At 34.1% G+C, this 26,841-nt stretch carries 25 protein-coding genes; 14 read left to right on the top strand and 11 right to left on the bottom strand.

Annotated features, from left to right (window positions below; genetic code table 11):
* Positions 1-198: carboxyl transferase domain-containing protein (locus HRU49_RS08930; protein WP_363146561.1), on the top strand; the 198-nt coding region annotated here is incomplete at its 5' end.
* Here HRU49_RS08930 and HRU49_RS08935 read toward each other — a convergent pair.
* From HRU49_RS08935 to HRU49_RS08955, 5 genes are all read right to left on the bottom strand, one after another.
* The gene (locus HRU49_RS08935; RefSeq protein ID WP_296356309.1) at positions 195-1,532 is read right to left on the bottom strand and encodes a M24 family metallopeptidase; all 1,338 of its coding nucleotides are present in this window, start codon (positions 1,530-1,532) and stop codon (positions 195-197) included. The two genes, HRU49_RS08930 and HRU49_RS08935, sit on opposite strands and share 4 nt — an antisense overlap.
* A 410-nt stretch (positions 1,533-1,942) precedes the next feature.
* Positions 1,943-2,809 (bottom strand): N-acetylglucosamine kinase, encoded by an 867-nt coding sequence (locus HRU49_RS08940; RefSeq protein WP_296356311.1) that lies wholly within the window; start codon positions 2,807-2,809, stop codon positions 1,943-1,945.
* A gap of 67 nt (positions 2,810-2,876) precedes the next feature.
* On the bottom strand, positions 2,877-3,878 hold the full coding sequence (gap, locus tag HRU49_RS08945) for a type I glyceraldehyde-3-phosphate dehydrogenase (RefSeq protein ID WP_296356313.1): 1,002 nt from the start codon (positions 3,876-3,878) through the stop codon (positions 2,877-2,879).
* 25 nt (positions 3,879-3,903) lie between these two features.
* Positions 3,904-4,890 carry a 6-phosphofructokinase gene (gene pfkA, locus HRU49_RS08950; RefSeq protein WP_296356316.1) on the bottom strand — a complete coding sequence of 329 codons (987 nt, stop codon included), beginning with the start codon at positions 4,888-4,890 and terminating at the stop codon, positions 3,904-3,906.
* Between the two features lie 136 nt (positions 4,891-5,026).
* Positions 5,027-9,418, bottom strand: a complete 4,392-nt coding sequence (locus tag HRU49_RS08955) for a translocation/assembly module TamB domain-containing protein (RefSeq protein WP_296356318.1) — start codon at positions 9,416-9,418, stop codon at positions 5,027-5,029.
* Positions 9,419-9,599: 181 nt separating this feature from the next.
* On the opposite strand from HRU49_RS08955, the gene tsaD reads away from it, so the two are divergent.
* The 7 genes from tsaD (at position 9,600) to HRU49_RS08990 (ending at position 15,516) form a co-directional block, all read left to right on the top strand.
* Positions 9,600-10,622 (top strand): tRNA (adenosine(37)-N6)-threonylcarbamoyltransferase complex transferase subunit TsaD, encoded by a 1,023-nt coding sequence (gene tsaD / locus HRU49_RS08960; protein ID WP_296356320.1) that lies wholly within the window; start codon positions 9,600-9,602, stop codon positions 10,620-10,622.
* A gap of 92 nt (positions 10,623-10,714) precedes the next feature.
* Positions 10,715-11,344 (top strand): peptidylprolyl isomerase, encoded by a 630-nt coding sequence (locus HRU49_RS08965; RefSeq protein ID WP_296356322.1) that lies wholly within the window; start codon positions 10,715-10,717, stop codon positions 11,342-11,344.
* Positions 11,344-12,048 (top strand): 16S rRNA (uracil(1498)-N(3))-methyltransferase, encoded by a 705-nt coding sequence (locus HRU49_RS08970; RefSeq protein ID WP_296356324.1) that lies wholly within the window; start codon positions 11,344-11,346, stop codon positions 12,046-12,048. The genes HRU49_RS08965 and HRU49_RS08970 overlap by 1 nt, the downstream gene beginning before the upstream one ends.
* Before the next feature lie 3 nt (positions 12,049-12,051).
* Positions 12,052-12,693 (top strand): DUF4159 domain-containing protein, encoded by a 642-nt coding sequence (locus HRU49_RS08975; RefSeq protein ID WP_296356327.1) that lies wholly within the window; start codon positions 12,052-12,054, stop codon positions 12,691-12,693.
* An 8-nt stretch (positions 12,694-12,701) separates the two neighbouring features.
* The gene (locus tag HRU49_RS08980; protein ID WP_296356329.1) at positions 12,702-13,223 is read left to right on the top strand and encodes a TrmH family RNA methyltransferase; all 522 of its coding nucleotides are present in this window, start codon (positions 12,702-12,704) and stop codon (positions 13,221-13,223) included.
* Positions 13,224-13,241: 18 nt separating this feature from the next.
* Complete coding sequence (locus HRU49_RS08985) at positions 13,242-14,330, top strand: AI-2E family transporter (protein ID WP_296356331.1); 1,089 nt, start codon at positions 13,242-13,244, stop codon at positions 14,328-14,330.
* A gap of 7 nt (positions 14,331-14,337) precedes the next feature.
* A complete protein-coding gene (locus HRU49_RS08990; RefSeq protein ID WP_296356333.1) occupies positions 14,338-15,516 on the top strand; it encodes a class I SAM-dependent methyltransferase in 1,179 nt (392 codons plus the stop codon).
* Here HRU49_RS08990 and HRU49_RS08995 read toward each other — a convergent pair.
* From HRU49_RS08995 to HRU49_RS09020, 6 genes are all read right to left on the bottom strand, one after another.
* Positions 15,506-15,919: a hypothetical protein gene (locus HRU49_RS08995; protein ID WP_296356335.1), complete on the bottom strand. Its 414-nt coding sequence runs from the start codon at positions 15,917-15,919 to the stop codon at positions 15,506-15,508. The two genes, HRU49_RS08990 and HRU49_RS08995, sit on opposite strands and share 11 nt — an antisense overlap.
* Before the next feature lie 120 nt (positions 15,920-16,039).
* Positions 16,040-16,687 carry a ligase-associated DNA damage response endonuclease PdeM gene (gene pdeM, locus HRU49_RS09000; RefSeq protein WP_296356337.1) on the bottom strand — a complete coding sequence of 216 codons (648 nt, stop codon included), beginning with the start codon at positions 16,685-16,687 and terminating at the stop codon, positions 16,040-16,042.
* A complete protein-coding gene (locus tag HRU49_RS09005; protein ID WP_296356339.1) occupies positions 16,688-19,141 on the bottom strand; it encodes a ligase-associated DNA damage response DEXH box helicase in 2,454 nt (817 codons plus the stop codon). It abuts the gene before it with no gap.
* Complete coding sequence (locus tag HRU49_RS09010; RefSeq protein WP_296356341.1) at positions 19,138-20,727, bottom strand: ATP-dependent DNA ligase; 1,590 nt, start codon at positions 20,725-20,727, stop codon at positions 19,138-19,140. The genes HRU49_RS09005 and HRU49_RS09010 overlap by 4 nt, the downstream gene beginning before the upstream one ends.
* Complete coding sequence (locus HRU49_RS09015) at positions 20,724-21,749, bottom strand: ligase-associated DNA damage response exonuclease (protein ID WP_296356357.1); 1,026 nt, start codon at positions 21,747-21,749, stop codon at positions 20,724-20,726. The genes HRU49_RS09010 and HRU49_RS09015 overlap by 4 nt, the downstream gene beginning before the upstream one ends.
* A 350-nt stretch (positions 21,750-22,099) precedes the next feature.
* Complete coding sequence (locus HRU49_RS09020; protein ID WP_296356344.1) at positions 22,100-22,330, bottom strand: hypothetical protein; 231 nt, start codon at positions 22,328-22,330, stop codon at positions 22,100-22,102.
* 194 nt (positions 22,331-22,524) lie between these two features.
* Between HRU49_RS09020 and ppgK the strand changes: the two genes are divergently transcribed.
* From ppgK to HRU49_RS09050, 6 genes are all read left to right on the top strand, one after another.
* Complete coding sequence (gene ppgK / locus HRU49_RS09025; RefSeq protein ID WP_296356346.1) at positions 22,525-23,271, top strand: polyphosphate--glucose phosphotransferase; 747 nt, start codon at positions 22,525-22,527, stop codon at positions 23,269-23,271.
* A 456-nt stretch (positions 23,272-23,727) separates the two neighbouring features.
* Positions 23,728-24,378 (top strand): DUF308 domain-containing protein, encoded by a 651-nt coding sequence (locus HRU49_RS09030; RefSeq protein WP_296356348.1) that lies wholly within the window; start codon positions 23,728-23,730, stop codon positions 24,376-24,378.
* A 109-nt stretch (positions 24,379-24,487) separates the two neighbouring features.
* Positions 24,488-25,243, top strand: a complete 756-nt coding sequence (locus HRU49_RS09035; RefSeq protein WP_296356350.1) for a hypothetical protein — start codon at positions 24,488-24,490, stop codon at positions 25,241-25,243.
* 12 nt (positions 25,244-25,255) lie between these two features.
* Positions 25,256-25,912 carry an OmpA family protein gene (locus tag HRU49_RS09040; RefSeq protein ID WP_296356353.1) on the top strand — a complete coding sequence of 219 codons (657 nt, stop codon included), beginning with the start codon at positions 25,256-25,258 and terminating at the stop codon, positions 25,910-25,912.
* A gap of 3 nt (positions 25,913-25,915) precedes the next feature.
* Entirely contained in the window at positions 25,916-26,485 is a 570-nt protein-coding gene (locus tag HRU49_RS09045) for a hypothetical protein (RefSeq protein WP_296356354.1), read from the top strand.
* Positions 26,486-26,509: 24 nt separating this feature from the next.
* A partial coding sequence (locus tag HRU49_RS09050) for a hypothetical protein (RefSeq protein ID WP_296356355.1) occupies positions 26,510-26,841 on the top strand: 332 nt, incomplete at its 3' end.

Below are 26,841 nucleotides of genomic sequence, written 5' to 3' on the forward strand. Positions count from 1 at the left end.
GAAAAGGAAGAGAAATTATTCAATAAAATAAAATCGAAATACGATAACCAAGTTTCTCCGTATTATTCAGCAGCTCGCTTATGGACAGATGGCATCATAGATCCGTTAGACACGAGAACATGGATAAGTATGGGTATTGAGGCTGCAAATCATGCACCAATCGAAAAACCATTTAATTTAGGAGTCTTACAGGTTTAGTTTCCTTTGTGATTTTGTACCCTCGGTAGCGTTAGTAATTTGGTCTGACGTCCATTAACATATCTAAAGCCATCCGCTCCCCAAAAACCAGCTTCTTCTAGCATGATACGTATATCGCGCTTCCATTCTGGAATAGTTACTGTGGTGTTTAATTCAATGGCATAAACCGTATTCTCATGCAAAGGATAATCACCAGTAGCAGGTACACCATCTTGAGCATCCCACATTCCCAGTGTCGTACCAGATGAATGACCATACAATCCAAGTGGATGCGTATATATTACAGGTCTATACCCTTCGGCCTTTCCTTGTTCTAAAGATGCTTTTAAAACAGCATTCCCAGATTTACCTGTTTCAAAATTATTAGTAAAAATATCCTGAACTCTATTACCTGCCTTTAAGGCATCTTGAAGAAATATTGGAGGTTCTGTTTCATTGGGCTTTAATACATAAGCCAATTCTTGACAATCTGTATTAAGACGTAAATAGGTAATTCCAACATCACAATGCAATAAATCACCAGGTAAGATTACCATATTTTCAGGTCTATTTGAAAAAGTATACAAATGATTACTTGACTCTTCTGCTGTACGTTGCACGTCGACCGTTGGATGGAACCATGTTTCTAAACCTAACCCAGTTACTTTGTCACGCATCCACCACTCCACATCTGTTGTGGTTGTTATTCCTGGAGTGATTACCTTTTCAGAAAAAGCCTCTGCAATAATATCATGTGTTATATTGACTAATTGATTATATATAATCATTTCAGTTGCTGTGCGTGTTTCTATCCATCCTATTGCCAATTTTTCTGCAGATTGCACTCTGTCTTCATAGACTTTAGGAAGATTATCCATAAAAGCCTCATAATCGGTTTTAACAATACCATCACAAATATTAAAATACTCTGAATAATTTAGACCTATTGACTTAGGATTGCGCTCTTCAATAATCTCAATAAGACGTTTCCATTGATTAGGTTCTTTTTCTTTGTCCCAAACAGATACTATATTTTCTCCAAAATTGTATCGTGCAACAGCCAGCTTTTCAATAGTATTTTTTGCTTTATCTCTATAGAATACTAAAATAGTTCTTCGTCTTGCATTTAACCAGGTGGCAGGCAACATCGTTTTTAATACTGGATCTTCATTATATTCTCTTGATATAAGAATCCACATATCAAAACCTGTGTCATCCATTAGTTTAGGGAGTAGGTTGTTGAATTTATCTTTTAAAATTTCATCTATTACATGAGCGCGTTGGCGCTCTGGTAATATGTGTTGGCTATATAATGAAAATGTTAAAAGACAGATCAGAAGTTGGATTAAACGCATACTATAATTTTGACGTTAAATTAACCAATTAAAGCTAAACCTTCCACTTTAAGATTAATTCGAAACGTATTTTATTCTAAAAACTAGTAAAATCTAAGCAAAAAAAAAGGAACACCCATTGGTGTTCCTTAATATTCTGATGGCAAAATTCTTACTGTTTTGCTTTCCTTTCTTCTCTTATTTCTTTGAAACGCTCAAACGCTGAACCAAAAACCCAGTAAGGTATTACAAACGTCAATAGGAAAATCATTAACCAAAATCCTATAGTTAAAATGGTTAAGAAAGCTAAAAACCCTAAATATTGATCAAATTCGAACATAATTACGTTTCTTTTTTTAATTATACGACAAAGATATAACCAATTTATAAGTTAAACAATAACCTTTTTGAGAATTATTAACAGCTTATTATCAATTCAAATTTTTGATATGATATCCAACCAATCCTTCTATTGGTCGTCTCACAAAATTACCGACTATAAATCCGTATTCTTCCGCAACCTCAAAAATTTCAGTTTGAGCAAAATATGCAATTGACCCAGCGAAATGTACTGGTACACCTTGATCTATTTCTTCTTTAAACTGAAGAATCATATTTTCAGTAAATAAGCGTATTCCTTTCTTAATTAAATTAAGAATATATTCTGAATCTTTATTTAGAAACATAAATTCAGCGTGATCTGCAAGGTATGCACTTGGATTGGCCTGTTTGTATAAATTAAATTTTATAAAATCCGAATCTAAGTTGTGCTTATGCTCAAAAGCCAATCTTATGGTTTCTGGCATTTTATTAAAATAATAATCTCTAATCAGTTGCTTTCCATAATAATTACCACTAGCATCATCCATTAAGGTATAACCCAAGCTGTCTACACGCTGATGCAATTGCCTTCCATCGAAGTAACTACAATTAGATCCTGTTCCCATAATGCAAACTACAGCAGCCTCATCATTAGTGTTAATACACGCTCTTGCTGCAGCGTAGGTGTCTTCTCTTACCTCAACTATTGATTGTGGAAAATAATCTTCTAAAACCGTCTTTAAGAGTAAGCGCGGTTTTTCTGTTCCACAACCTGCCCCATAAAAAAATATATGGGTAACCTCTGGAACAAGAGCCATGAGCTCTAGATTTTTTCTGATAGTTTTTCGAAGTTTCTTTTCTTCTATAATAGCCGGATTTAAACCCTTGGTTCTTATTTTATCAGCAGCTTGATTACCATTTTCATCAATCGCAATCCAGTCACATTTAGTAGAACCACCATCAGTAATTAAAATCATATACTTTAAAATAATGAAATTCCGCAAGGCCTTTTACATTGCGGAATTTTCAATTTATATTTTATGATTATAAGCGATTTACCTTTTGAGCTAAATCAACCAATTTATTTGAGTAACCAAACTCATTATCGTACCAAGAAACTAGCTTAAAGAATTTAGAATTTAATTCTATACAAGAATCTGCATCAAAAATACTAGTGCGCACATCACTGACAAAATCTTGTGATACAACAGCATCATCAGTGTACCCAACAACACCTGGCATACTTTCTTCTGACGCTTTTTTAAAGGCGGCCTTAATTTCATCTAAGGATGTATCCTTTTTAGTCTTAACCGTTAAATCAACAACTGAAACGTCTGCTGTTGGAACTCTAAAAGCCATACCTGTTAATTTTCCATCTAATTCAGGTATTACTTTACCAACAGCTTTAGCTGCACCAGTAGTAGATGGAATGATATTTAAAATGGCAGAGCGCCCTAATCTGTAGTTTTTGCGAGCTGGACCATCAACAGTCAATTGTGTTGCAGTACTGGCATGAACTGTGGTCATTAAAGCTTCTTCTATACCAAAATTATCTTCAATAATTTTTGCCATTGGCGCAAGACAGTTAGTTGTACATGACGCGTTCGAAACAATGGTATGGTCGGCAGTTAATTCACTGTCATTAACACCCATCACAAACATTGGTGCATCTTTACTCGGTGCTGAGATAACTACCTTTTTAGCACCGGCTTGGATATGATAATCTGCTGTTTCAAGTGTTGTAAAAATACCTGTACATTCTGCTACTACATCTGCACCAACTTCATCCCATTTTAAGTTTTTAGGATCACGCTCAGCCGTTACTCTCACTGTTTTACCATCCACAACTAAATGACCATCCTTGACTTGAACAGTTCCATCAAAGTTACCATGAACTGAATCATATTTTAATAAGTAAGCTAAGTGCTCAACATCTAATAAATCGTTAATTGCAACCACATCTACATCGTCTCTCTTGACTGTTGCTCTAAAAACTATCCTTCCTATTCTTCCGAATCCGTTTATTCCTAATTTTAAGTTTGACATATCTTTTGTTCTACTATTAATTATTTTATGTTGTCATTATATCTGAAACTCTAAGTAGTTCCATATTTATTTTTGATTTTCCTTTTACCGCTTGATCAAAAGGAGTTAAATCAATAACGTCATTTTTAAGACCTACCATGAAATTGCTCTTACCTCCAATAAGACTCTCTACAGCCTTTACACCCATTCTACTCGCAAGAACTCTATCAAAACAAGATGGAGAACCACCACGCTGCATGTGGCCTAAAACAGAAACTCTCACGTCATAGCCTTCCATATTTTGGTCTACAAAATCTTTAAGCTCAAATACACTTTTACCAATCTTATCTCCTTCAGCAACTACTACAATACTTGAAGATTTACCTGACTTCTTACTCCGTCGTAAAGACTCTACCAACCTGTCCAAACCTAAATCTTCCTCAGGTATTAAAATCTCTTCTGCTCCACCAGCAATGCCGGCATTTAGAGCAATGTGACCAACATCGCGTCCCATAACCTCAACAAAAAACAATCTGTTATGAGAACTGGCCGTATCTCTAATCTTATCAATTGCATCTACTACAGTATTTAGAGCAGTATCATAACCTAGTGTATGTGTTGTACCATATATATCATTATCGATAGTCCCCGGAATTCCCATTACTGGAAAGTTGAATTCTTGATTAAATATCATAGCACCAGTAAAACTACCATCACCACCAATCACCACGAAAGCGTCTATACCGGCCTTTTTTAATTCTTGATGAGCTTTGGCTCTACCCTCAACAGTTCTAAAGTCTTTAGATCGTGCTGATTTTAAAATAGTTCCTCCTTTGTTGATTATTCCTTTTACACTGCGCGCATCCATAGCAATAAAATCACCATCAATCATACCTTCATAACCTCTATAAATACCTATACATTCTATGTTATGAAATGCACAAGCACGAACTACAGATCTAACTGCCGCATTCATTCCTGGTGAGTCCCCTCCTGAGGTCAAAACACCTATTTTCTTTATAGTATCTAGCATTAAATATTATTCTGTCTAGTAAAATTAGTAAACAAAACAAAGAATTATGTAGTGAAGTTGGCAAAAAAAAATAACGAAAACTAATTCAAACGTTTTCGTTAATAACTAATTTAAAAAATGTGCAAATACCAGATTTTCAAGACTTAGTTTTTTTCTTTTTTCTCTTCATAGACATGTATTCTGGCATCATGTCATCGTCAGTTTCTTCCACTGTATTTTTGGCTTTTTCTTCTACTTTATCCTTTCTATTTTTTCCTGAAAAAATAATATCAAGAAGTTCTTTAAAAGTATCAAATTCTACATTGTAGGATAAACCGATACCTTGAGTGTATCCTATTTCTTCGCCAAAATTTCTAATCGTATTCTCTCTGTTAAACACCTTAGCCCTCAAGGTACCTTCATCATTGAGTAACCAATCTATTTGGACATCACCAGTAATGGTTGTTTGTGCCGCACTACCAAAAGGAACACCAAAATTACCATTAACTAATATTTTATCAGAGATTTTAGTTTGTAAAGTAACACCTACCCGATTGTTAGTCTGCAAGTCGGGTGTGTTTTGCCCTATTTCAACATCAATACCTACTTGTAAATCTTCATTATCACCTCCGAGTAAATTATTTACTATTCCACTTAATCGCTCAGCAATATTACCATTAAAATCAAGACCACTGACACCATTTGCAAAACCACCAGTTGCCAAAAATATTAATGCTTGGTTATCGCGTTCGTCCTTTGATGATAATCTATAATCTAGCTCAGATTTCACCGTAGAATTTACTGTAGGAAATCTGAAATCAAATTGAGGATCTGGCTGCTCTAACGGACCAGTGAGATGTATCTCAACCTCAACAGGAATAGTTTGATTAATAGGGTTATCTAATAAAACTGAAGGGTTAGCTTTACTTGCATATATAGCTTTAATATTTAATTGCGCTTTTAAAGGGTCGCCTTCCCAAACGATACTACCTCCACGCTCTACATTAAAACGTTTTTCAACTAATCCTCTATATCTAAAATTGTAAACCCCTTCGTAGACAACAAAATCTCCCCACATATTAAAAGTACCATTAGTATTTATTAAGAAATTTAGTCCTCCAGCACCTTTACCCTTTATCGTACTCCCAGAATCTTTATCAATTACTATTTCTATAATCGCATCTTCTGTAACATTTAAATCAAAATCCAAGATCAGGCCTTTAACTTCTATAGTTTCAACAATTTCTCCGCTGATTCTCGCTTTTTTCTCCTCTGGGGTTAAAAAATGTATGAAGGAATTATCACCAAAACTTTCAGAATCATTTAATGGAATATTAAAAATTGTACCTGTTGCTGTACTACCTTCTACATCTATAACAAGTTGATCGGTTGGGCCTTTTATTGTTGCATTTCCTGAAACAAAGCCAGTTCCATAATACAATTCATCTTCAGATTCTTCTGTATTTAAAACTAGTAACCTGTCTGTTGTTAAATCTAATCCTAATTTCCAATCCGAAAAATTATTGTGCTCAATAAATCCGTTGAGGTACCCTTGAGAAAAGTATTTAGAATCCGTCATCGCAACATTATTAAAAATAAATTGCTGATTGCGCAATGATACTTTAGAGTCAAAATCAAATCCATAATCTACATTGAGATATGGAATAGAAAGACCTGCTCGATCGAGTAATAATTCTCCATCAATACTCGGTTTTCGAAGATTACCTGTGACTCGTGCATTACCAGAAACCTGACCTCTTATATTACTGATTACGCCCTCACCTAGTGGGTTTAGAGGATTGATTAAGAACTCGTCGAAAGCAACATCCAAATTTATTGTCGGATTTTTATCTGCAAAATCAATAGAGCCTTTTGCTATAAAAGACCTCAGGTTATCATTTATGAGTGAAACATCAACTCTATAATCTGTTATTGAGTTATTACCCTCTACCTTGGCATTTAGGTTACCCAAATCATAATCATTGACAAAAAGATTACTGACTTCAATATTTGATTTTGGTAAATACACGCCATTACTCTGATTGATATCTATCCTACCATTAACGATTCCGTTTAAGGCTAAACTATCAATTCGTGGTGTGATTTTAACTAGTTCTATATCTTTAAAATCTACACGTAAGTTCTTATTTGTTTCACCATTAATAATACCAGATATCTCAATCTCTTCATCACCTTGATTAATTGATATTGGAAATATATCAAAAGCATCAAAATTCTTATCAAAGCGAACTTTATTGAAAGTATTCTTCTTAGAATTAATAAACCACTCATAACCCTTAAATAAAATATCGGACTTTTTGAAACCAAATACAGACTTGTTAGTTTTGTCCATGGTGTAAAATAAGTTAAGATCAAAAACGTCTTGATTGTTTTCACCGCCTCTAAAATTAGTCTTTATAAGAAGGGTATCACGTCTGGTGATATTAATGAGTCTAAAGTCTGAAGCATCATAAATTCCAGCACTCAAACTATCAATTTCAATAAAAGTGTTGTACAGAGGGTTGCTATTATCTACACTAAGATTAATATCATTGGCAAAATAGTTTTGAAACTTAATTTCAGGAGAATTAAATGTGAGTTCAAATCCTTTTTCATCAGTCTCAATTCTACCTTCAACAAACGTATGCTTTCCTAATGTTAAGTCTTTATAAAATACGGATGCAATTTTAGAATAGATATTAAACTTAAAATCAATGTATTGCCCTTCATCAACCTCATGCGGAACATAATTGGTGTAAATACTGCCTACAGAATTTTCTATCAAATCCAGAATATCATTTGCTCTAAATTTTCCTTTTATATTTCCAGTTATAATATCCGGTGAATTAACCGAGATCGTGCGTTCTTCACCTCTAAATGATGACACAATATCAAAATCTTCGAAGCGATAACGACCATCTTGATTTTTGTAAATGGTATTTTTAATATTTACTGTACCACTTGCTTTATCGTAAGTAGATCCTGTGGCCGTCGTAATAATTAAACCCTTAAATTCAGACACACTATCTCTTGTCACAAAGTTGAGCACGCGTAAATTGGCATAAGCTACATTAGCTTTAAAATCAAATTTCTTTTTTTCTTCTGTGAAATCTATTAATCCGTTAAAGTCTAATTGTAAATTAGGATCATCTGCTTTTAGTTCTCCATTAAATATTTTATTTCCTAAATCTCCGGAAAGCTGAATTCCTTGGTAGGTATAACCGTTGTAAACTAAGCTAAAAACATCCCCCTTAATATCAGTTCGAAGGTTGTCTAAGGTGAAGCCCTTACCATCAACATCTACATTGGCAGATACAAATTGGGCTTTTGGATCATCGATTAATTTCCCAATATCAAACTCTTCAAAAATGACATTACCTAAATAATTTGCATTGTCTATATCATCAATTTCGGTTAGCTCAAGATCTGACCTTAAGGTCCCTAAATCTGTGTTAATATTAATATTAGCATCAATGCGCTTAGCTGTAATGTGTGAGGTTCCATTAATCCTAAAGTTACCAACTTTATCGAGTATAGTTGGGATTGCATTACCTAAAATGCGCGGCAGTAATGCTGTGAGATCATTATAATTTGACGCTAAATTTTGAAACTTTGCATCAAGCTCAAAACTATCGTCTTCTTTTTTAAATAAATTCTTAAAAGTAATATCACCAATAATTCTAGTATTACGAGTGGTACTTACATTAAGATTTTCTGCTATGAGATGATTTAATGTCCCTGAGAAATCTGCATTAAAACTTGTTCTTTGATTGGTTCCAAACTCATCGAAAAACACATTAAGTTCTGTTAAGGAAATTTCAGAATCTCTAAAGCTCGCAGTAACATTAACCTTATCCGTAAAATACTTTAGGTCCTGTCGTTTGTAATCAAATCTTAAATCTCCCTTTAATTCAGACTTCTTAGTTTTTATATTTAAGTCACCAAAGTTCATATGATCTAAAGTGTAGACAAAGTTGGCCATTAAATTTTCAACTCTAATTCCTCTACTATCTACAAAACTGAACTTATTAATGCGAGAACTTACATTAGGACCGTTTATTAAGAAATTAGTGGTATTTGCTGTTAAGTTACTAAGCTCAAAAGCCTCAGGTGATTCTAGATTCTCATCTAACAAGCGAAAAATTCCGTCTTCAATCGAAACATCACTTGAAGATAGCAAGAAGTCGCTTTGACCTTGTCTGGGATTGTCATCTTCAAATTTATCAACAAATACATCAAGATTAGTATCCTCTTCTCCTTGATATGTCTTAAGATTAAAAACTAATTTTTGAATATCAATATCACCAAAGTTGAGTTTGCTATTGTAAAGATTTTTAAAGCTAATGATTGAACTGTTTAATTCACCAATGGCAATAAGGGTGTCTTTTTTATGATCTCTAATTAAAATTTCCTTGATTTCAATATCACCGTTGAGTTGCAGACCTACTTTACCAATATTAACGTCGGTCTTAAAATCCTCATTTAACTTTTTGGTAGCATATTTACCTAAACTAGTTTGAACGGCAGGAATACCCAATATTAAAAACACAATAAGAAAAAGCAACAGAATTATACCTGCTATTTTCCCTATTATTTTGAGTACTCTTTTGATAAATTATCTGATTACGAATTGATAAAATCTTCACTACCTTTGTACATACTATACGTTACTAAGTGTTGCTTTAGACTATCACTTGTAAAATTAACAATTATTGTGCCCATTTTGGTTAATGAAAAAAGAAAATATTTACATCCTCGGAATTGAATCTTCCTGCGACGATACGTCTGCGGCTATACTGTGTAATGACCAGATTTTAAGTAATATTGTGGCCGACCAAAAAATCCATACTGAGTATGGAGGAGTAGTACCCGAATTGGCATCTCGAGCTCATCAGCAAAATATTGTTCCTGTAGTTCATCAGGCCATTGCGAAAGCAGGAATTCAAAAAGACGATCTCGATGCTATTGCTTTTACACGAGGACCTGGTTTAATGGGTTCATTACTTGTAGGTACATCTTTTGCTAAATCTTTGGCATATGGATTAAACATACCATTAATCGATATTAACCACATGCAAGCGCATATTCTTGCTCACTTTATTGATGAAAAAGATCATAAAAAGCCACTATTCCCTTTTTTAGCCATGACCATTTCTGGTGGACATACTCAAATTGTTAAGGTTAATGACTACTTTGATATGAAAGTCATTGGTGAGACCATTGATGATGCTGTTGGCGAAGCCTTCGATAAGAGTGGTAAGGTTCTTGGTTTGGGATATCCTGCAGGTCCTGAAATTGATAAGCGCGCGCAATTGGGAAATCCTAAGGCCTATAAATTTACAAAACCTAAAGTTGAGGGCTTAAATTTTAGTTTTTCGGGTTTAAAAACAGCCATCCTATATTTTGTGCAACGTGAAACAAAAGCCAATCCCAATTTTATAGAAGAGCATCTAAATGATATTTGTGCATCCATTCAATACACCATCATTGGGATCTTAATGGATAAGCTAAAATTAGCTGTTAAAGAAACTGGTATTAATCATATTGCTATTGGTGGAGGAGTTTCTGCGAACTCAGGGATTAGAAAAGCTTTAAAAGATGCAGAAAGTAAACATGGATGGACCACTTATATCCCAAAATTTGAATACACAACAGATAACGCAGCAATGATTGCTATTGTTGGATATTTGAAATACTTAAAGAAAGATTTTTCAGATTTTGATGTTATGGCTACCGCTAGGCTAAAGATTTAAATTGTTAAAACATCTGTTGATAACAGAAAGCATTAGGCTTTAAATACAATTTAAAATTTAGTTGTTTTGTTAAAGAATCAATCTCACCAAAAATGAAACAATTACTAATTATATTATTGTTTTGCCCACTACTTTGTTTTTCGCAAAAAGCTTTAGAAAAAGAACTTGACTCAGTTAGTACCAAAGAAGAAGCCAAAACATTTGCTAAAACACATAAAAAAACCAACAAGGGTAAGCTGGTTACCTTTAATAGGGAGAAACACAGAACTCGTCTTGCTGATGAGTTGTTTAAATTATCTAAGGGCGGGAAAAAAGTTGTGAAATCAGAGGATAAAAAGACTTACTGTAAGGTTATAGATAAAGAAAATGTAGTACACCAAAGAGTAAGTTATATCTTCTTTGATGGTCGTAAAATGAGTGAGTCAGAAATCAACGCTAAGCGTACTAAAATTGTCTCACAATTTAAACAAGGTTACACGTTTGAGGCCTTGGCTAAATTACATTCAATGAACTCAGGCGCTAAGCGCGGTGGTGATTTAGGTTGGTTTCCAGAAGGTAAAATGCATCTTGATTTTGAAGAAGCCATTAAAAGTCATGACACTAATGATATTTTCACTTTAGACATTACAGATCAAAAATGGCATTACGTAGTATTAAAGACACACGACGCGAAGCCAATTAAAGAAATTACCGTTTTAAAATACACAGAAGTCACCAAATAATGCAATTATTTTTTAATCCCAATATCTCTAACAACGACAAAGAATTTAGTTTTGATAAAGAAGAAAGTCGTCATATTGTAAAAGTACTAAGAAAGAAGGTTGGAGATATTATTCACATTACTAATGGTAAAGGTTGGTTATTTGAAGCAGAATTAATTCTTGCAGATCTTAAGCATTGTACGGTTACGCTTTCTAATATTTCAAGAAAAGAGCCGCGCGATTATAAACTTCATTTAGCAGTAGCACCAACAAAAATGAATGATCGTTTTGAATGGTTCTTAGAGAAAGTAACAGAAATTGGTATAGATGAGATCACACCAATTATTTGTGATAATAGCGAGCGAAAGGTTATAAAACAAGAGCGTTTTGAAAAAATCATTCAATCCGCCATGAAACAATCATTACAATGCTACCTACCTAAGCTTAATCCCGTAGTATCCTTTAAAGATCTCATAGCTCAAAATATAGACGGTGATAAGTTTATTGCCCATTGCGAAGAAACCGATCGAAAGTCTCTTAAATCTCAAGTTAATACTAACTCATCAACTTTAATCTTAATAGGCCCAGAAGGTGATTTTAGCGTTAAAGAAATTACAATGGCTTTGGACGCTCATTTTATTCCTGTAACTTTGGGTAAAAACCGATTAAGGACAGAAACTGCAGCCATTGCCGCTTGCCATTCAGTTGCTTTAATCAATGAATAAAATATGAGAACGATAAACTTTTTAATCCTTGTATTTATAAGTCTTAATGTGTATTCCCAAGATGTTGCTGTTTTGAAGTATAAAGGTGGTGGTGATTGGTACAGTAATCCAACTGCATTACCTAATCTCATAAAATTTTGCAACGACAATATTGATACAAATATTAATGAGACCATAGAAACTGTTGAAGTTGGCAGTACTGATATTTTTCAATATCCTTTTCTGCACATGACAGGGCATGGTAATGTTTTTTTTAGTGATGAGGATGCAGAAAATTTAAGACTGCATTTAATTTCAGGAGGGTTTTTACATATCGATGATAATTATGGTATGGAACCCTATATCACAAAAGAACTCAAAAAGGTATTTCCTAATAAGGAATTGAGAGCAATTCCTAGTGATCATGAAATTTTTAATTCAGCGTTTGAATTTCCAAAGGGACTCCCAAAAGTGCATGAACATGATGGTAAGGCGCCACAAGCATTTGGAATTTTTCATGAAGGTCGTTTAGTGCTACTCTTTACATTTGAAAGTGATCTTGGTGATGGCTGGGAAGATGAGGAGGTACATAATGATCCCGAGGATGTCCGTGACAAAGCCTTAAAAATGGGAGCTAATATTGTAAAATATGCTTTTACACATTAAAGAAAACCTTGCAGCTCACTCATTACACATCTCAATTTAAAAAAAAGCAACACCCAATAACTATTGTTTGCGATAATATTAATAATGCTCCTAATATTGGCAGTATATTTCGAATTGCAGATGCATTTGGTGTAGAGGAACTAATTTTCTGTGGAGACACTAACCCAATAGGAAAACGGATGACAAAAACGTCACGATCTTCAGATAAGTATGTGAAATACCGTGTAGAATCAAGCATTAATGAGGTTATTGAACATTTAAAAAAAGAACATCACTTCATTATTGGATTGGAAATAACTGATAATAGCACTCCTCTAAATGAATTCAGGCTCACCTCAAAAGAGAAAATTGTGCTTCTCCTTGGGGATGAAAATTTTGGTATTTCTGATACTGTACTTCATGAATGTGACACGGTAGTTCACATCAATATGTTTGGAAATAATAGCAGTATGAATGTGGTACAAGCCACCAGTATTGCACTGTACGAAATCACCAATCAACTTTTAGCTTTATTTGCCTCAATAAATTAAAATCAGCATATTTGAAGTATGAATTCAAAAATCATAGCTAATGGTATTTTAAGAGCTTTAGGCATAATAGCTGCCATTGCTTTGGTTTTATTTTTTCTTTACAAAATACAATCCATAATCATTTACATTACGGTTGCTGCTGTAATTTCTCTTATTGGAAGACCTATAATCCTATTTTTAAGGCGTAAATTAAAGTTTAATAACACCTTTGCTGTCGTCGTGACAATGGTTCTATTTATTGGTCTACTCATTGGATTAATAGGTATGTTCATTCCTTTAATTTCAGACCAAGGAAAGAATCTTGCCCTATTAGATTTTGAGCAGCTAGAAGACAATATTAATAAACTATATCTACAGGTTAATGACTACTTTGAATTTAACAATATAGATGTAGAACAGTCCATTAAAGACTCTAATCTATTATCTAAACTAGATTTTTCACTAATACCTAATTTTTTTAATGGTGTTATTAATGGCTTGGGCAGTTTTAGTGTTGGATTGTTTTCCGTACTGTTTATTTCATTTTTCTTTTTGAAAGACAGCCAGCTTTTTGAAAATGGAATTATTGCTATTGTACCAGAGGGTAATGAAATGCGCTCTAAACGCTCATGGAATAAAATCAAAGACCTATTATCGCGCTATTTTGTTGGACTCATCTTTCAGATATTAATATTATTTGTCATTTATACCATAGTCCTTTTAATTTTTGGAATTGATAATGCTGTGGTTATTGCTTTTTTATGCGCCCTGCTTAACTTAGTGCCTTATGTAGGTCCATTAGTGAGTGGTTTCCTTATGTTACTGCTTAGTATGTCTAGCAATCTTGGGGAAAGTTTCAGCGAAGTAATCCTACCTAAAACAAGCTATGTCATGATAGGCTTTATAATTGCCCAGTTGATAGACAATTTCTTTAGTCAACCAATTATATTCTCCAAAAGTGTAAAATCACATCCACTAGAGATTTTCTTAATCATTATAATCGCTGGGATATTGTTTGGTATTGTCGGAATGATTGTGGCTGTTCCTGCTTACACTGCGATTAAAGTTATTTTAAAAGAATTTTTGTCCGAATATAAGATTGTAAGCAAACTCACCAAGGGACTATAGTTTTAATTTGAATAAAGCTATTTTAAATACACAAATTCAAGAGTTTATAAACTCAAATCTCAAGACTGATGTATCACGTCTATTATTAAAGGGGATACCATTTAAAGAGGTTTCTTCAAAAGAGGTTATAGCACAGATTGAAGCTAAAAAGCGTTCTGAGAAAAAACTACCCACCTGGTTTAAAACGTCTAATATCTATTACCCAAATAAACTTAATATTGAACAAACCTCTTCCGAACAAACTGCTGAATATAAAGCTAAATTAGTTTCTGGAAGTAGCATCATTGATCTGACTGGTGGATTTGGTGTAGATAGTTATTACTTTGCAAAAAAGATTGCTCAAGTGATTCATTGTGAAATAAATGATTCCTTATCCTCTATTGTTCGGCATAATTTTAAGGCACTTGATTTACTGAATATTCAATGTTTAAATGAAAGTGGAACGGATGCTTTAAAGCGAATTGACATACAATTCGATTGGATTTATATTGATCCTTCGCGTCGTGATGATCATAAAAAGAAAGTGTTTTTACTCTCAGATTGTACGCCCAATATCAAAACATTTCAAAGCTTATTTTTAAAATATGCCAATAATGTGATGATTAAAACGTCTCCATTGCTAGATATTAAAGCTACACGGAACGCCCTAGATTACGTTAAGGAATTACACGTCATTGCAGTTAATAATGAAGTTAAAGAATTACTTTGGATTTTAGAACGTGATTACAAAGCCGAGTTCAGAATAAAAACAGTAAACGTTACTAAAACTGGAAATCAGGAGTTTGATTATAAGTTTGTCGATGAAACAGAAATTAATGCAGAATATAGTCTTCCTCTTACCTATTTGTATGAACCTAATGTAGCAATTTTAAAAGCTGGTGCATTTGCGACTGTTAGTAGGGCTTTAGGTATTGCTAAACTTCATAAACATTCCCATTTATATACTTCTGGAAAATTTATAGATTTTCCAGGAAGACAGTTCAAGATTCAAAAAAATATTGCTTTTAATAAGAAGGCCTTTGCTAAAGAAAAGATTACAAAGGCTAATGTCACAACACGCAACTTCCCCATTTCTGTGGGTGATATTCGTAAAAAACTTAAAATCAAAGACGGAGGAAATCTTTATCTATTTTTTACCACAGATTTAAATAATTCCAAAATAATATTAATCTGTTCTAAAGCGTAATGGGCGTATAAGAAACAATCTGATTGTTTGCATCAATTTCAATATCATAGGCCATACAAGTTCCCATTTGTAAAACAACCTTGTCGTCATTGACCAACGTTTGATCACTATCTAGAGAAAAAAGGACCTCACCTTGAGTAAAACTTACCCAAGACGTTGTTGAACTTGCTGGAATATTTGGAATATCAACTAATACGTTACCTTGATCATCAATAACTTTAAAAGCAAACGTTACGGTACCATTATTTACCACTCTTGTAATGGGATCTTCGTCTTCACAAGAATCATTTAACGCTTCTTGATTGAGTAGATCTAACTGAACAGAATCAATGGGTTGCGTGGTACAAGAAATACTAATGAGTAATGCACATGCGTAGGACGCAAAATTAAGTAGGTTTTTCATTGGTTAAGTACTTTAAAGCTACAGATTAAATCTGCAACTATCAATTTGGGACATCAAACATATGAAAGATTTTTATAATATCGTTAAAATGCATTAATTATTCGATGAAATGCAAGATTGCTAAAGTCGAAATATTGATTTATCTGTAAACGCATAATAGATAGATGCATCTGACATATCGCTTGTATTTAATCCTGTGAACAAACTAAAAGCAGGTAAAATCATGTAATCATCAGTGATTTGATAGCATGGTAACTTAATCTTCTGTTTCCCTTTACCTTGTATCAACACACCTGGATGCCTATGACCTGATATCGTAAATTGGCTCTGACTATTTTCCAAAGGATTATGAAGAAATACAAAAGGTTCTATATGTAGTTGTTTTACAACCTCAATATTTAAATCTTCCATTAAAGCCTGAGACTGCCGATCATGATTACCTTTTATTAATATTAACTTTAAATTTGGGAATTGAGTAAGCCAATCTTTAAAAGTAACCATATCACTATTTCGCTCCGCATGAAATAAATCACCAACAATTAAAAGTGTTTTTACACTAAATTGATGAATGAGCTTTTTTAGTCGTTCTAGATCGTTTTGTAACACATCATCTGGCATCGGAATACCATGTTTTCTAAAATGGGCTGTTTTCCCGATATGGATGTCCGACAATATCAAAGCGTCCAGGCGTTGCCAATACAACGCACGTTGATTAGTAAGGACTAATTCTTCATTATTAATGGTGATATGCTCAGTTATAATCGTCAATTAGTCAATCTTAAATGCCTGCTCTTTAATACGTTGAATACGTTTATCTAAACTTTCATTACTCATGGTACCTCGTAAGCTATCCACCTTCAATGGAAAGCTCAAAGGTGTAAAAGACTTTGCATATTTCATAACAATCTTGCTCTTTGAAATACGCACAAAAGCCTGCTGTAATCTTGCCTCTTCCAACTGTTGATTAAACACCTCTGTATAGGCTTGTCGTAACAATAAATTATCTTTCTCATAGTCCTCTAAGACCCTAAAAATAAGTCCTGAAGAAGACTGCAGACTTTTATTATTCTTTCGTGTTCCTGGTTGGGCCTGTACCACCAAACCGGCAATAACCGCAATATCTCTAAACTTTCGGGATGCCATTTCAGAAGCATTTATACTGGCAATTACATCATCCATTAAATTATCTTTACTTAACAAGGCTTCAATATTTGATTCATCCACTGGAATAGGCTGATCACTCAATAATTCAAAACCATAGTCATTCATGGCTATAGTGAACGTTAATTGTTTTACTTTACTAATGCGATATGCCATCAATGCCGAAAATACCTCATGTACCAAGCGTCCTTCAAAAGGATACATAAATAAATGGTAACCATCTTTAGTTTCGATTAACTCCACTAAAAACTCATTGGCTTTTGGTATGTGCGAATGACGGTCTTGTCGAGATACCAAGGGATTTAAAAAACGAAGTTCTTTCTCTAAACGTCCAGGCTGTAAGGCGTCTGATAATTTTAACCTTAGATAATGACTTAAATGGGATGTTAAAGGTAAGCGTCCACCTAACCAACTTGGTGAAACAGCTTTCTTAGCCTTACTTCTTCGCACTAAAACGGTCATATCCTTAATTTGTACCAATTCTAATATTCGACCAGCCAAAATAAAACGGTCACCTGGTTTTAATTTCGAAATAAAGAACTCCTCAATCATCCCAATATAGCCACCAGACATGTACTTGACCATCATGTTTACTTCACTAACAATAGCACCAATATTCATGCGATGCAACATGCTAATGCGACGACTTTTTACTTTGTACAATCCATCCTCATCCAAAATGACCTTATGGAATTCTTCATAAGAATTTAAAGTCTTTCCGCCTTTTGTAATGAAGTGTAAGCACCACTGCCAATCATCTTCTCTGAGATATTGAAAAGCATGAATTTGCTGAATGCGCAGAAATAGTTCGTTTGAAACAAAGCCCTCACCGACCGCTAAGGTCACCATAAATTGGACCAAAACATCAAAGGTTAATACCATTGGGTCACGAGATTCTACCTGCTTTTCTTTCACAGCTTCTTTCAAGGCTGAAACTTCCACCAACTCCAAGGAATGTGTTGGAATAAAATAAATCTTTGAACGCTCAAATGGTGAATGGCCACTGCGGCCAGCACGTTGCATAAAGCGTGCGACACCTTTAACAGAACCAATCTGAATCACACAATCAACAGGCTTAAAATCCACACCTAAATCTAAGGAAGACGTACAAACCACGGCTTTTAAATACCCTGAAGCGATATTATCTTCAATCCAGTTTCTCAGTTTCTTATCTATAGAGCCATGATGAATGGCTAAAAGTCCTGCCAAGTCTGGACTTGCATTCAATAAAAGCTGATACCACAACTCTGCTTGACCTCTCGTATTCGTAAATATTAACGTAGTGGTATTAGATGCTATAATCGGCAAAATTTTATCTACCATAATGGCTCCCAAATGACCCGCCCATGGTAATACCTCAATGTCATCTGGTAGGACCGAAATTATGTCTATTTTCTTTTTATGTTTGGCTGTAACCTGAGTCACTTTTAAATCTGGGTACGGTAATAGCACATGCTTTGCTTCTTCAAGATTACCTATAGTGGCTGTGATTCCCCAGATTTTTAGCTTTGGCGAGTAGTATCTTAATTGTGCAATAGCCAATTCTGTAAGTACACCACGTTTATTTCCTATAAGCTCATGCCATTCATCAATGGCAACACATTTGACGCCTTTGAACCATCTTGAGTTCTTTTTTTGAGAGAACAAGAGATGCATTGTTTCTGGTGTCGTCAACAATACATCTGGCATTAAGCGTTCTTGTTTTCGCCTTACAGAAGTTGGCGTATCGCCATTTCTTACCTGCACGGACCAGTCTAGACCAATATCATCCACAGCTGCTGTCATGGCCTTAGCTAAGTCTTTAGCCAAAGAGCGTAATGGACTAATCCAGAGCAATTTTAAGCCTTTTGGATACTTATCGGGATGATTCAAATAATCAATAATTACACCTAAAAAAACAGAAAAGGTTTTTCCAAATCCAGTTGGTGCAACCACCATACCCGAATAACCATTAGCATAGCGTTGCCATGTTTGCAATTGAAACGGAAAAGGTGCCTGACCTTTTTCTGCCATCCAATTATTAATTATATGTAGGCCTTCGCTTTCTCTGAACTGACTCAAGGTGCGGTTATAAGTTGTTTTACAGTGTCTATAGTATCTATTTCATCCACAGGTTTATCCTTACGCCATCTCGCAATACGTGGAAAACGTAAGGCGACTCCTGATTTATGACGGTTGCTTAACGCAATACCTTCAAAAGCAATTTCAAAAACAAGTTCTGGCTTAACCGTTCTTACAGGACCAAATCGCTCTATAGCATTTTTATTAACCCATTGAGAAATCTCTGTAATTTCTTTGTCTGTTAGACCGGAATAGGCTTTTGCAACGGTTACTAAAGCATCATCTTTTTTAACGGCGAACGTATAATCTGTATACTTAGAACTACGTCTTCCACTGCCCTTTTGGGCATAAATCATCACAGCATCTATGGTTAATGGATCGACCTTCCATTTCCACCAATCCCCTTTTTTACGACCTGTATGATATGGCGATTGCTTCAGCTTTAGCATTAAGCCTTCACTATTGATAACTCTTGAATTATCTCTGATGGTATGGAGGTCATTCCATTTTTTAAAATCTACCAGAAAAGACAATTTAATATGCTCTGATAAAGGCACTGAGTTGAATAAAGACCCTAACTGTTCACGACGTTCAATAAACGCCACATCTCGAATATCACTACCATTGTACTCTAAAATATCGTAAGCCTTAAACCCAACAGGAACTTCTTCTAAAAGTTTCTTAGTCACATTCTTTCGATTTAGCCGTTTTTGCAAATCGTTGAAAAGTAATACATCATTGTCTTTCATTGCCAGTATTTCCCCATCGATAACAAAATCATCATTAAAATTCTGCATGGCTTCTACCAATTCTGGGAATTGTTTGGTGACCAATTCTTCACCTCTTGACCAGATGTAAATTTCATTATTACGTTTTACAATTTGCCCGCGAATACCGTCCCATTTTTGCTCGACAATCCAATCATTTGGTTCTCCTAATTCTGATAATTCCTTTTCTAAGGCATAAGCCAAACAAAATGGATACGGTTTAGAATTATCATAGTTGATGTGCTTTCCATGGATGAGTTCTTCAAAGGTTATAGAATCAACATCCCAATTACCAATGATGCTGTGCATCAATTGATTGGTGTCAATATTGGTCAATTTTGCCAAGGCATTAACTAAGGTTTTTTTGGACACACCAATCCGGAAACTACCACCAATTAACTTATTAAAAATCAATCGTTCTTGTTGGTCTAGTCCAGACCAAGCCTCAAGAACAAAGGCTTTTTTGTGTTCTTCAGATTTTGACTTTAAAACTTTCAGTCGGGTCATCCATTCGTGTAATGTCAAATCGAGTCTATGCGTCGGTGTTGGTAATAAGAGTGCTATGGTTTCTCCTAAATCACCAACAGTACTATAACTTTCTAAGAATAACCACTCTGGTAATTTGGTAATTTCCATACACCATTCGCGCATTAGGGAGGTTTTTACTGGACGTGCTGGTCGCTTTCCCGTGAATAAAGCAATAAGCCAAAGCTTATCTTTATCGGGCGCAATTTTAAAATAATTGACCAAAGCTTCAATTTTAGCATTCGTCTTGTTGGTGATTTCTATAGCACTGATTAGTTTTGAAAACAACTTCATTCGGCAGTAACTTTATCGGTTTCTGCTTCAGCTTTTGCAAGCGCCTCATCGCCATATTCGGTGACTAACTCGTCTGCTTTAATGCCAATTTCATCTAAATACTTTGAAAAAACGGCTTGAGAGCCATGCGTTACATAAACTTGCTCTGCTTCTGATGATTTTACGGCATCAATCAATCCATTCCAATCGGCATGATCACTTACAGCAAAACCAGCATCGACAGCTTGCCAACGTCTATTTCCTCTAATTTGCATCCATCCAGAACAAATCGCAGTTGCAGGATTTGGTAAACGTTTTAGCATTCGAGAGCCTAATATTGCTGGTGGTGCAATAATAATTTTATTCTGAAGTGTTTTCTTATCTAAATCTGCGGACCATAGTTTAGTTTCTGGCAATTTAATTCCTGATTCCGAAATAGCATTATTTAAATTATGAATAGAACGATGCACATAAATATCATCACAGCCATTCAATAAAGACATTAAACGTTGTGCTTTACCTAACGAATAACCCAGAAAAACAGAGGTTCTATCATTTTGTTGATTTGTTGTTACCCAGGATTGCAACTCCCTTTGTAAGTCTTCTTCTGATTTCCAATTGTAAATGGGTAAGCCAAAAGTACTTTCAGTAATAAATGTGTTACACTTTATAGATTCAAAAGGTGTTGTTAAAAAATCAGGTTGGGTTTTATAATCCCCTGTAAAAACCACCACATAACCCTTATGCTCTAACCTTATTTGCGCTGAACCAATAACATGACCGGCAGGATGAAAACTTACCTTGACCTCATTTATTGTTAGTTCCTTTCCATAAGGCATACTCTCAATCGTAATGCCAGCACCTAAGCGATGCTGTAAAATTGCCTTTGAGTCATCCATACATAAATAACGTTTCATTCCCCAACGTGCATGATCTGCATGTCCATGAGAAATTATTGCGTAGTCAACAGGATACCAAGGATCTAAATAGAACTTGCCTTGTGGACAGTAAATTCCTTTTTTGGTGAATTTGATAAGATGCATTTCTGTTGACATAGCAAAATTGAGCTATTAAAAATACAACCTTTTGATAATAAAAAAATGCTAAAACGAATGAATTATAAACAGCCTTTTTGAGCAATAAGCATTTCATCCACCAAAAGTTTGACTAAGAATTAAATATCAATTCGAAAGAACGACGAAGAAGCATCAATGTTATATTTTACAATACATTCAATATAACGGTTATCAATTATTTTGGAGGTATTCTCTTGATTATTGACTTTACGAATTTTATTTGTATCAATTTTATCATATACCTTTTTAAAATCTACGATAGCATACTTTATAAAAATTGAATCTTTTTTTTCGCATATTTAGAGCTGTCGATTATACTATAAGTAAAATAATGAGCTTTTTATATAGTTCTCAGATTCAAAGCGATCAACGATATTATTCAAATACCTTTGATATCTGATGGTGAAATCATTGAATGTTTGATACTGTTTTACTAGAAACCGTTCCTGAACAGTCATGATATCATTTTTCTTCCCAAGTACAAAATCAATACCATCCACAATATCTATATACTTGGCATAATCCTCTCTAAGCTGAACCTTTTCCAATTTAGACTGTCGTAAATTAAAGGAATAGCCAAAATTCTATATAAATAATCCGAAAATGCGCGATCAGTTGAATATTTAGATATGACAACAGAATAAAATAAATCATCGTAAAATGAAAGCACAATGATTTGATGACTTTTTAAGTATATTTATCACATTAATTTAAGTTTAAAGAAAAACGCGATTCAAAATAAATGGAATTACTCGGCATTGATATAGGTGGCTCAGGAATTAAAGGAGCTATTGTTAATATTGACACTGGAGAACTTTTAACCGAACGCCACCGCATTCCTACACCTGAAGGAGCTAAACCTGCAGATGTTGCTAATACTGTAAAACAGTTGGTTGAGCATTTTAATTGGAAAGGCAAAGTAGGTTGTGGGTTTCCTGCTCTGGTAACTCATGGGGTTGCACACACCAGTTCAAATATTCACAAAAGCTGGAGAGGAGTTAATGTCGAGGAACTATTTAAAAAATATACTGGATTAGAATTTAATGTTGCCAATGACGCGGATGCAGCAGGATTAGCAACAATGTCTTTTGGAACAGGTAAAGGAAAGAAAGGTTTAGTATTTATGATAACCCTTGGTACTGGAATTGGTTCAGGCGCATTTTACAATGGTGATTTAATTCCAAATTTTGAATTAGGTTCAATTCCATATAAAAAATATAAACGTATAGAACAGTATGCAGCTAACTCTGTAAGAAAAAGAAATCATCTTTCGTATACAGAATGGGGGAAACGCGTAAATAAATTCCTCCGTTTAATTGAAAAATTATTCTCTCCTGATCACATCATTATTGGTGGCGGAGCAAGTAAAAAGTTTGATGATTTTAAAGATGAAATAAAAATAAACACCCCTGTTACACCAGCAGCACATCAAAACAATGCAGGTATTTTGGGTGCTGCTTTATTGGCTAAGTCAAACCCATTACCATAGAAATCATCACTATTTAGGAAGCTTTTTATTTTAAATGAAAGGAATCGTATCTGTAACTATTTGATCCTTATATGATTGTTTATAATTTAATGTAAACCGTTATTGCTTATTTAATACCTGTGTAATTAAGTATTTTGTTTATGTTACAAATTCATTTTTGGTTTGCATTGGTAATCATTATTATTTTTTGGTTTTTTCTTAGTGGTAAAGAAATTCTGAAGAATGCCCCTTTAAAAAAGTTTACAATATACAGTCTATAAAATGTATGTTAGGTAAAATGCTGTCACATCATTTTAAAGCTTTCTGATATAAATCAAATAAGGAACTTTATGAAGTATTTTTAAATTTTAGTACAAATGATTTTCTTTTTATTTCAGAATTATATAACTTGTAATACTCTCCCCCTAAGTCAACTTAATCTCACAAATTAAATCAAAACAAAAGCTAACCTTATCAATGAAAAATCTTAAATTAATTCGAGAAGCAGCCGATACATGGTACATTGCCTTAATCTTTGGACTTATTTTTTTTGCTATTGGGATATATTGTACATTTTTCTCAGAAGATAGTTTTTTAGGGCTTTCGAAGATAATTGGGTATACAATTCTTGTTTCAAGTGTAATAGAACTTTATGTAGTTTTAGTTCATAAAAAAAATAAAATAACTGCTGATGATAGCTTAATATTTAGTTGTATTAATCTTGTTGTTGCAATAATATTAATTGCAAGACCTCAGATTACCTTCATTGTTCTGACTATATTAGTAGCTGTAGTTATATTAACACGTTCCATATATGCCGTGTTCCGTTCCTTTGATTTAAAATCGATCGGAATTAAAGATTGGTGGATTATACTACTAATGGGGCTTCTTGGTATTTCTTTTTCTTACATTTTAATCAATAATCCTAAACTTGCGGGTAAAGCCGTTGTCTTTTGGATCGGAATTGCTTTTATAGCTCTTGGAGTCCTAAGTGCTTTTTTATCTTTTAAATTTAGGAAACTTAGAACAATTTCTGAAAAAATTGGATCAGAACTCAAAAATAAATGGGATGTTATTAATGAAGAAATAAACATGAAAATTAATAAGGAATCTAATTATAAAATTTAATATAATGTACCGTAAATCAACCAAAAAAAACAAGCTAAATACTTTAAAATACGGTTTTAGCCTAGGTCTAGCGATTATGTGTAGTCTAAGTTTTTCCCAAACATTTACTATGGGTAAAAAATGTAGAGCATCATTAGAAACAGCGCAATCGGCCTTGCATTCAGAAATGTACAGTGAAGCACTAGAATTATTCGGCACATTTTCGTCGAAATGTAAAACAAAGGACGCAAAAGAAGCAACGGCTGTTGGTAAAGCTGAAGCTTTAAATGGCTTGGAACAATACTCCGAGGCGATAACAGAAGCAGACAAAGCGCTAGATATTACCAAAGGTAAGAGTCTAAATGGTCACTTTCAAAAAGCAATAGCACTGAATAAATCAGGAGATCTCGAAGGGTCTAAAGCCTCGTTAGAACAAGTTATTGCCCTAACGGAAAATAATCAAAATATATCACAGAGAGCATCAAATTATGGACTATTAGCGGCATTGTATGAACGCCAATTAAATGATATTAGCTCCGCTCAAGAATTTCTTAATAAAGCGAAGCAATTAGATCCGAATAATATCAATATTTTAATTCAAGAAGGTACAATGTACTCAACCATAAAAGATTTTAATAGGGCATTTCTTAGCTATGATACAGCTAAGGGTATAGATCCAAGCAATGTTGAACTGGCTACTGCTCGGGTAAATTCTAGGCTCCGAATGTTAGAAACTAAATATGGAACTAAAAAAGCACAAGAACTGCGCAATAAAATGACAGCAGACGAAAAAGTTCTTGTTTGTGAGGATTTAAACACTTCAAAATCCCTTGGACTAAATGACATGAACAAGGATTTATTTTTAGCTTTAATATGTAATCAATAAAAACCAGAAATAATGAAAAAATTAATAGTTTTAAGTTTATCCATGACCTTATTTTTTGGTTGTGGTGCAATCCAAAATATGAATAAACAACAACAGGGAACTATCGCGGGAACAGCTGGTGGTGCTTTACTTGGAGCTGCGGTGTCCAAAGGTAGTGTTTGGGGTATTCTTGCAGGAGCGGCCGTAGGTGGAGTTGCAGGGAATTTAATTGGAAAAAAGATGGATGCACAAGCTAGAGAGTTAACCCAAGCTGTACCTACTGCCGAGGTTAATAGAGTTGGTGAGGGTATTAATATGACCTTTGACTCTACTTTGGCATTTAAAATAAATTCATCCGAGTTAAGTAGTAGCTACCTAAAAGATTTATCTGCTGCTGCCCAAGTATTTAAAAGTTACCCTGACACCAATATACTTATAGAAGGTCATACGGATGATTCAGGTGCAGCGGAATATAATTACGCCTTATCAGAAAAACGAGCAAAAGCAGTATCAAACTATTTTATATCTCAAGGTATTAGTTCATCAAGATTAACTACGAAATGGTATGGAGAGACACAGCCAAAGTATCCAAATGATGAGGCCAATAGAGAAAAGAATAGACGTGTTGAACTCGCTATTTATGCCAATGATGAAATGGTTGACGAAGCAAAAAGCGGCAAGCTAGACTAGTTTATGAAAGGCATATGGTTATTGGTTATAATAGCTCTATTCGTGTTCTTCCCAATGAATAATCTTTGGGGTCAAAGTAACCATGATTACGAAGAAATAAAACATCATAATGATTTAAAAGGTTCTAGTAGATTAACTATTGGTATTGGTCATACCCACTTATCTGAAGGGAAAATTGATGGAAAAACGGAATGGTTAACACTGCCCTCATGGATACTAAATTATGACTACTGGCTCTCTAATAAATGGGCACTAGGATTACAAAACGATATAGTTCTAGAGTCCTTTTTTATTGAAAGTGATGACAGCGAATTAATAGAAAGATCGTATCCTATATCTTCAGTCCCTATAGCCATATATAAACCAGGGAAACATCTTATGTTTATTGCAGGTGTCGGATTTGAGTTTACAAACGAGCAGACGCTTACACTAACTAGACTGGGCTTTGAATATGGCTTTCATTTGCCGAATAAATGGGAAATTGGAGCAGGATTAGTCTGGGATAATAAATGGAATTATTACAACTTGTGGGTACTAGCAATAAAGATAAGCAATTTATTTATTAAACATTAACTACATAAATTTATAACATAAATTATGAAACATAATCTTCTAATTTTACTGTGGATTACTTTAATTTCAAATTCACCATTACAACTCAATGAAAAAGCCAAATCCAACAGTTCTGAAGAATCACAAGAACTTTGGCATGACCTGATAACTCCTAATTTAGAGGAATCCAAAATATTTTATGGAGATATTTTCGGATGGACTTTTGAAGACAGTAATTTTAAGGGAACAAAAATGACTACTATTATTAATGATTGTAACGTCATTGTGGGAATGATTGAAGTTAAAAATGCCAACACATCAACATGGATTTGTGCCTTACCACTTTCTACCGAAGCATTAAATCAACGCATAAAAAG

The sequence above is a fragment of the Winogradskyella sp. genome (assembly GCF_013213975.1).
In the GTDB taxonomy this organism is placed as follows: domain Bacteria; phylum Bacteroidota; class Bacteroidia; order Flavobacteriales; family Flavobacteriaceae; genus Winogradskyella.

Excerpts from the sequence above, each read along its gene's own strand:
- HRU49_RS08940 (WP_296356311.1), bottom strand. The coding sequence starts at position 2,809 with ATGATTTTAATTACTGATGGTGGTTCTACTAAATGTGACTGGATTGCG.
- HRU49_RS08965 (WP_296356322.1), top strand. The coding sequence starts at position 10,715 with ATGAAACAATTACTAATTATATTATTGTTTTGCCCACTACTTTGTTTT.
- HRU49_RS09030 (WP_296356348.1), top strand. The coding sequence starts at position 23,728 with ATGAAAAATCTTAAATTAATTCGAGAAGCAGCCGATACATGGTACATT.
- HRU49_RS08985 (WP_296356331.1), top strand. The coding sequence starts at position 13,242 with ATGAATTCAAAAATCATAGCTAATGGTATTTTAAGAGCTTTAGGCATA.
- pfkA (WP_296356316.1), bottom strand. The coding sequence starts at position 4,890 with ATGCTAGATACTATAAAGAAAATAGGTGTTTTGACCTCAGGAGGGGAC.
- HRU49_RS08975 (WP_296356327.1), top strand. The coding sequence starts at position 12,052 with ATGAGAACGATAAACTTTTTAATCCTTGTATTTATAAGTCTTAATGTG.
- ppgK (WP_296356346.1), top strand. The coding sequence starts at position 22,525 with ATGGAATTACTCGGCATTGATATAGGTGGCTCAGGAATTAAAGGAGCT.
- HRU49_RS09040 (WP_296356353.1), top strand. The coding sequence starts at position 25,256 with ATGAAAAAATTAATAGTTTTAAGTTTATCCATGACCTTATTTTTTGGT.
- HRU49_RS09045 (WP_296356354.1), top strand. The coding sequence starts at position 25,916 with ATGAAAGGCATATGGTTATTGGTTATAATAGCTCTATTCGTGTTCTTC.
- HRU49_RS08935 (WP_296356309.1), bottom strand. The coding sequence starts at position 1,532 with ATGCGTTTAATCCAACTTCTGATCTGTCTTTTAACATTTTCATTATAT.
- HRU49_RS09035 (WP_296356350.1), top strand. The coding sequence starts at position 24,488 with ATGGGTAAAAAATGTAGAGCATCATTAGAAACAGCGCAATCGGCCTTG.
- HRU49_RS09015 (WP_296356357.1), bottom strand. The coding sequence starts at position 21,749 with ATGCATCTTATCAAATTCACCAAAAAAGGAATTTACTGTCCACAAGGC.
- HRU49_RS08995 (WP_296356335.1), bottom strand. The coding sequence starts at position 15,919 with ATGAAAAACCTACTTAATTTTGCGTCCTACGCATGTGCATTACTCATT.
- HRU49_RS08970 (WP_296356324.1), top strand. The coding sequence starts at position 11,344 with ATGCAATTATTTTTTAATCCCAATATCTCTAACAACGACAAAGAATTT.
- gap (WP_296356313.1), bottom strand. The coding sequence starts at position 3,878 with ATGTCAAACTTAAAATTAGGAATAAACGGATTCGGAAGAATAGGAAGG.
- HRU49_RS09010 (WP_296356341.1), bottom strand. The coding sequence starts at position 20,727 with ATGAAGTTGTTTTCAAAACTAATCAGTGCTATAGAAATCACCAACAAG.
- tsaD (WP_296356320.1), top strand. The coding sequence starts at position 9,600 with ATGAAAAAAGAAAATATTTACATCCTCGGAATTGAATCTTCCTGCGAC.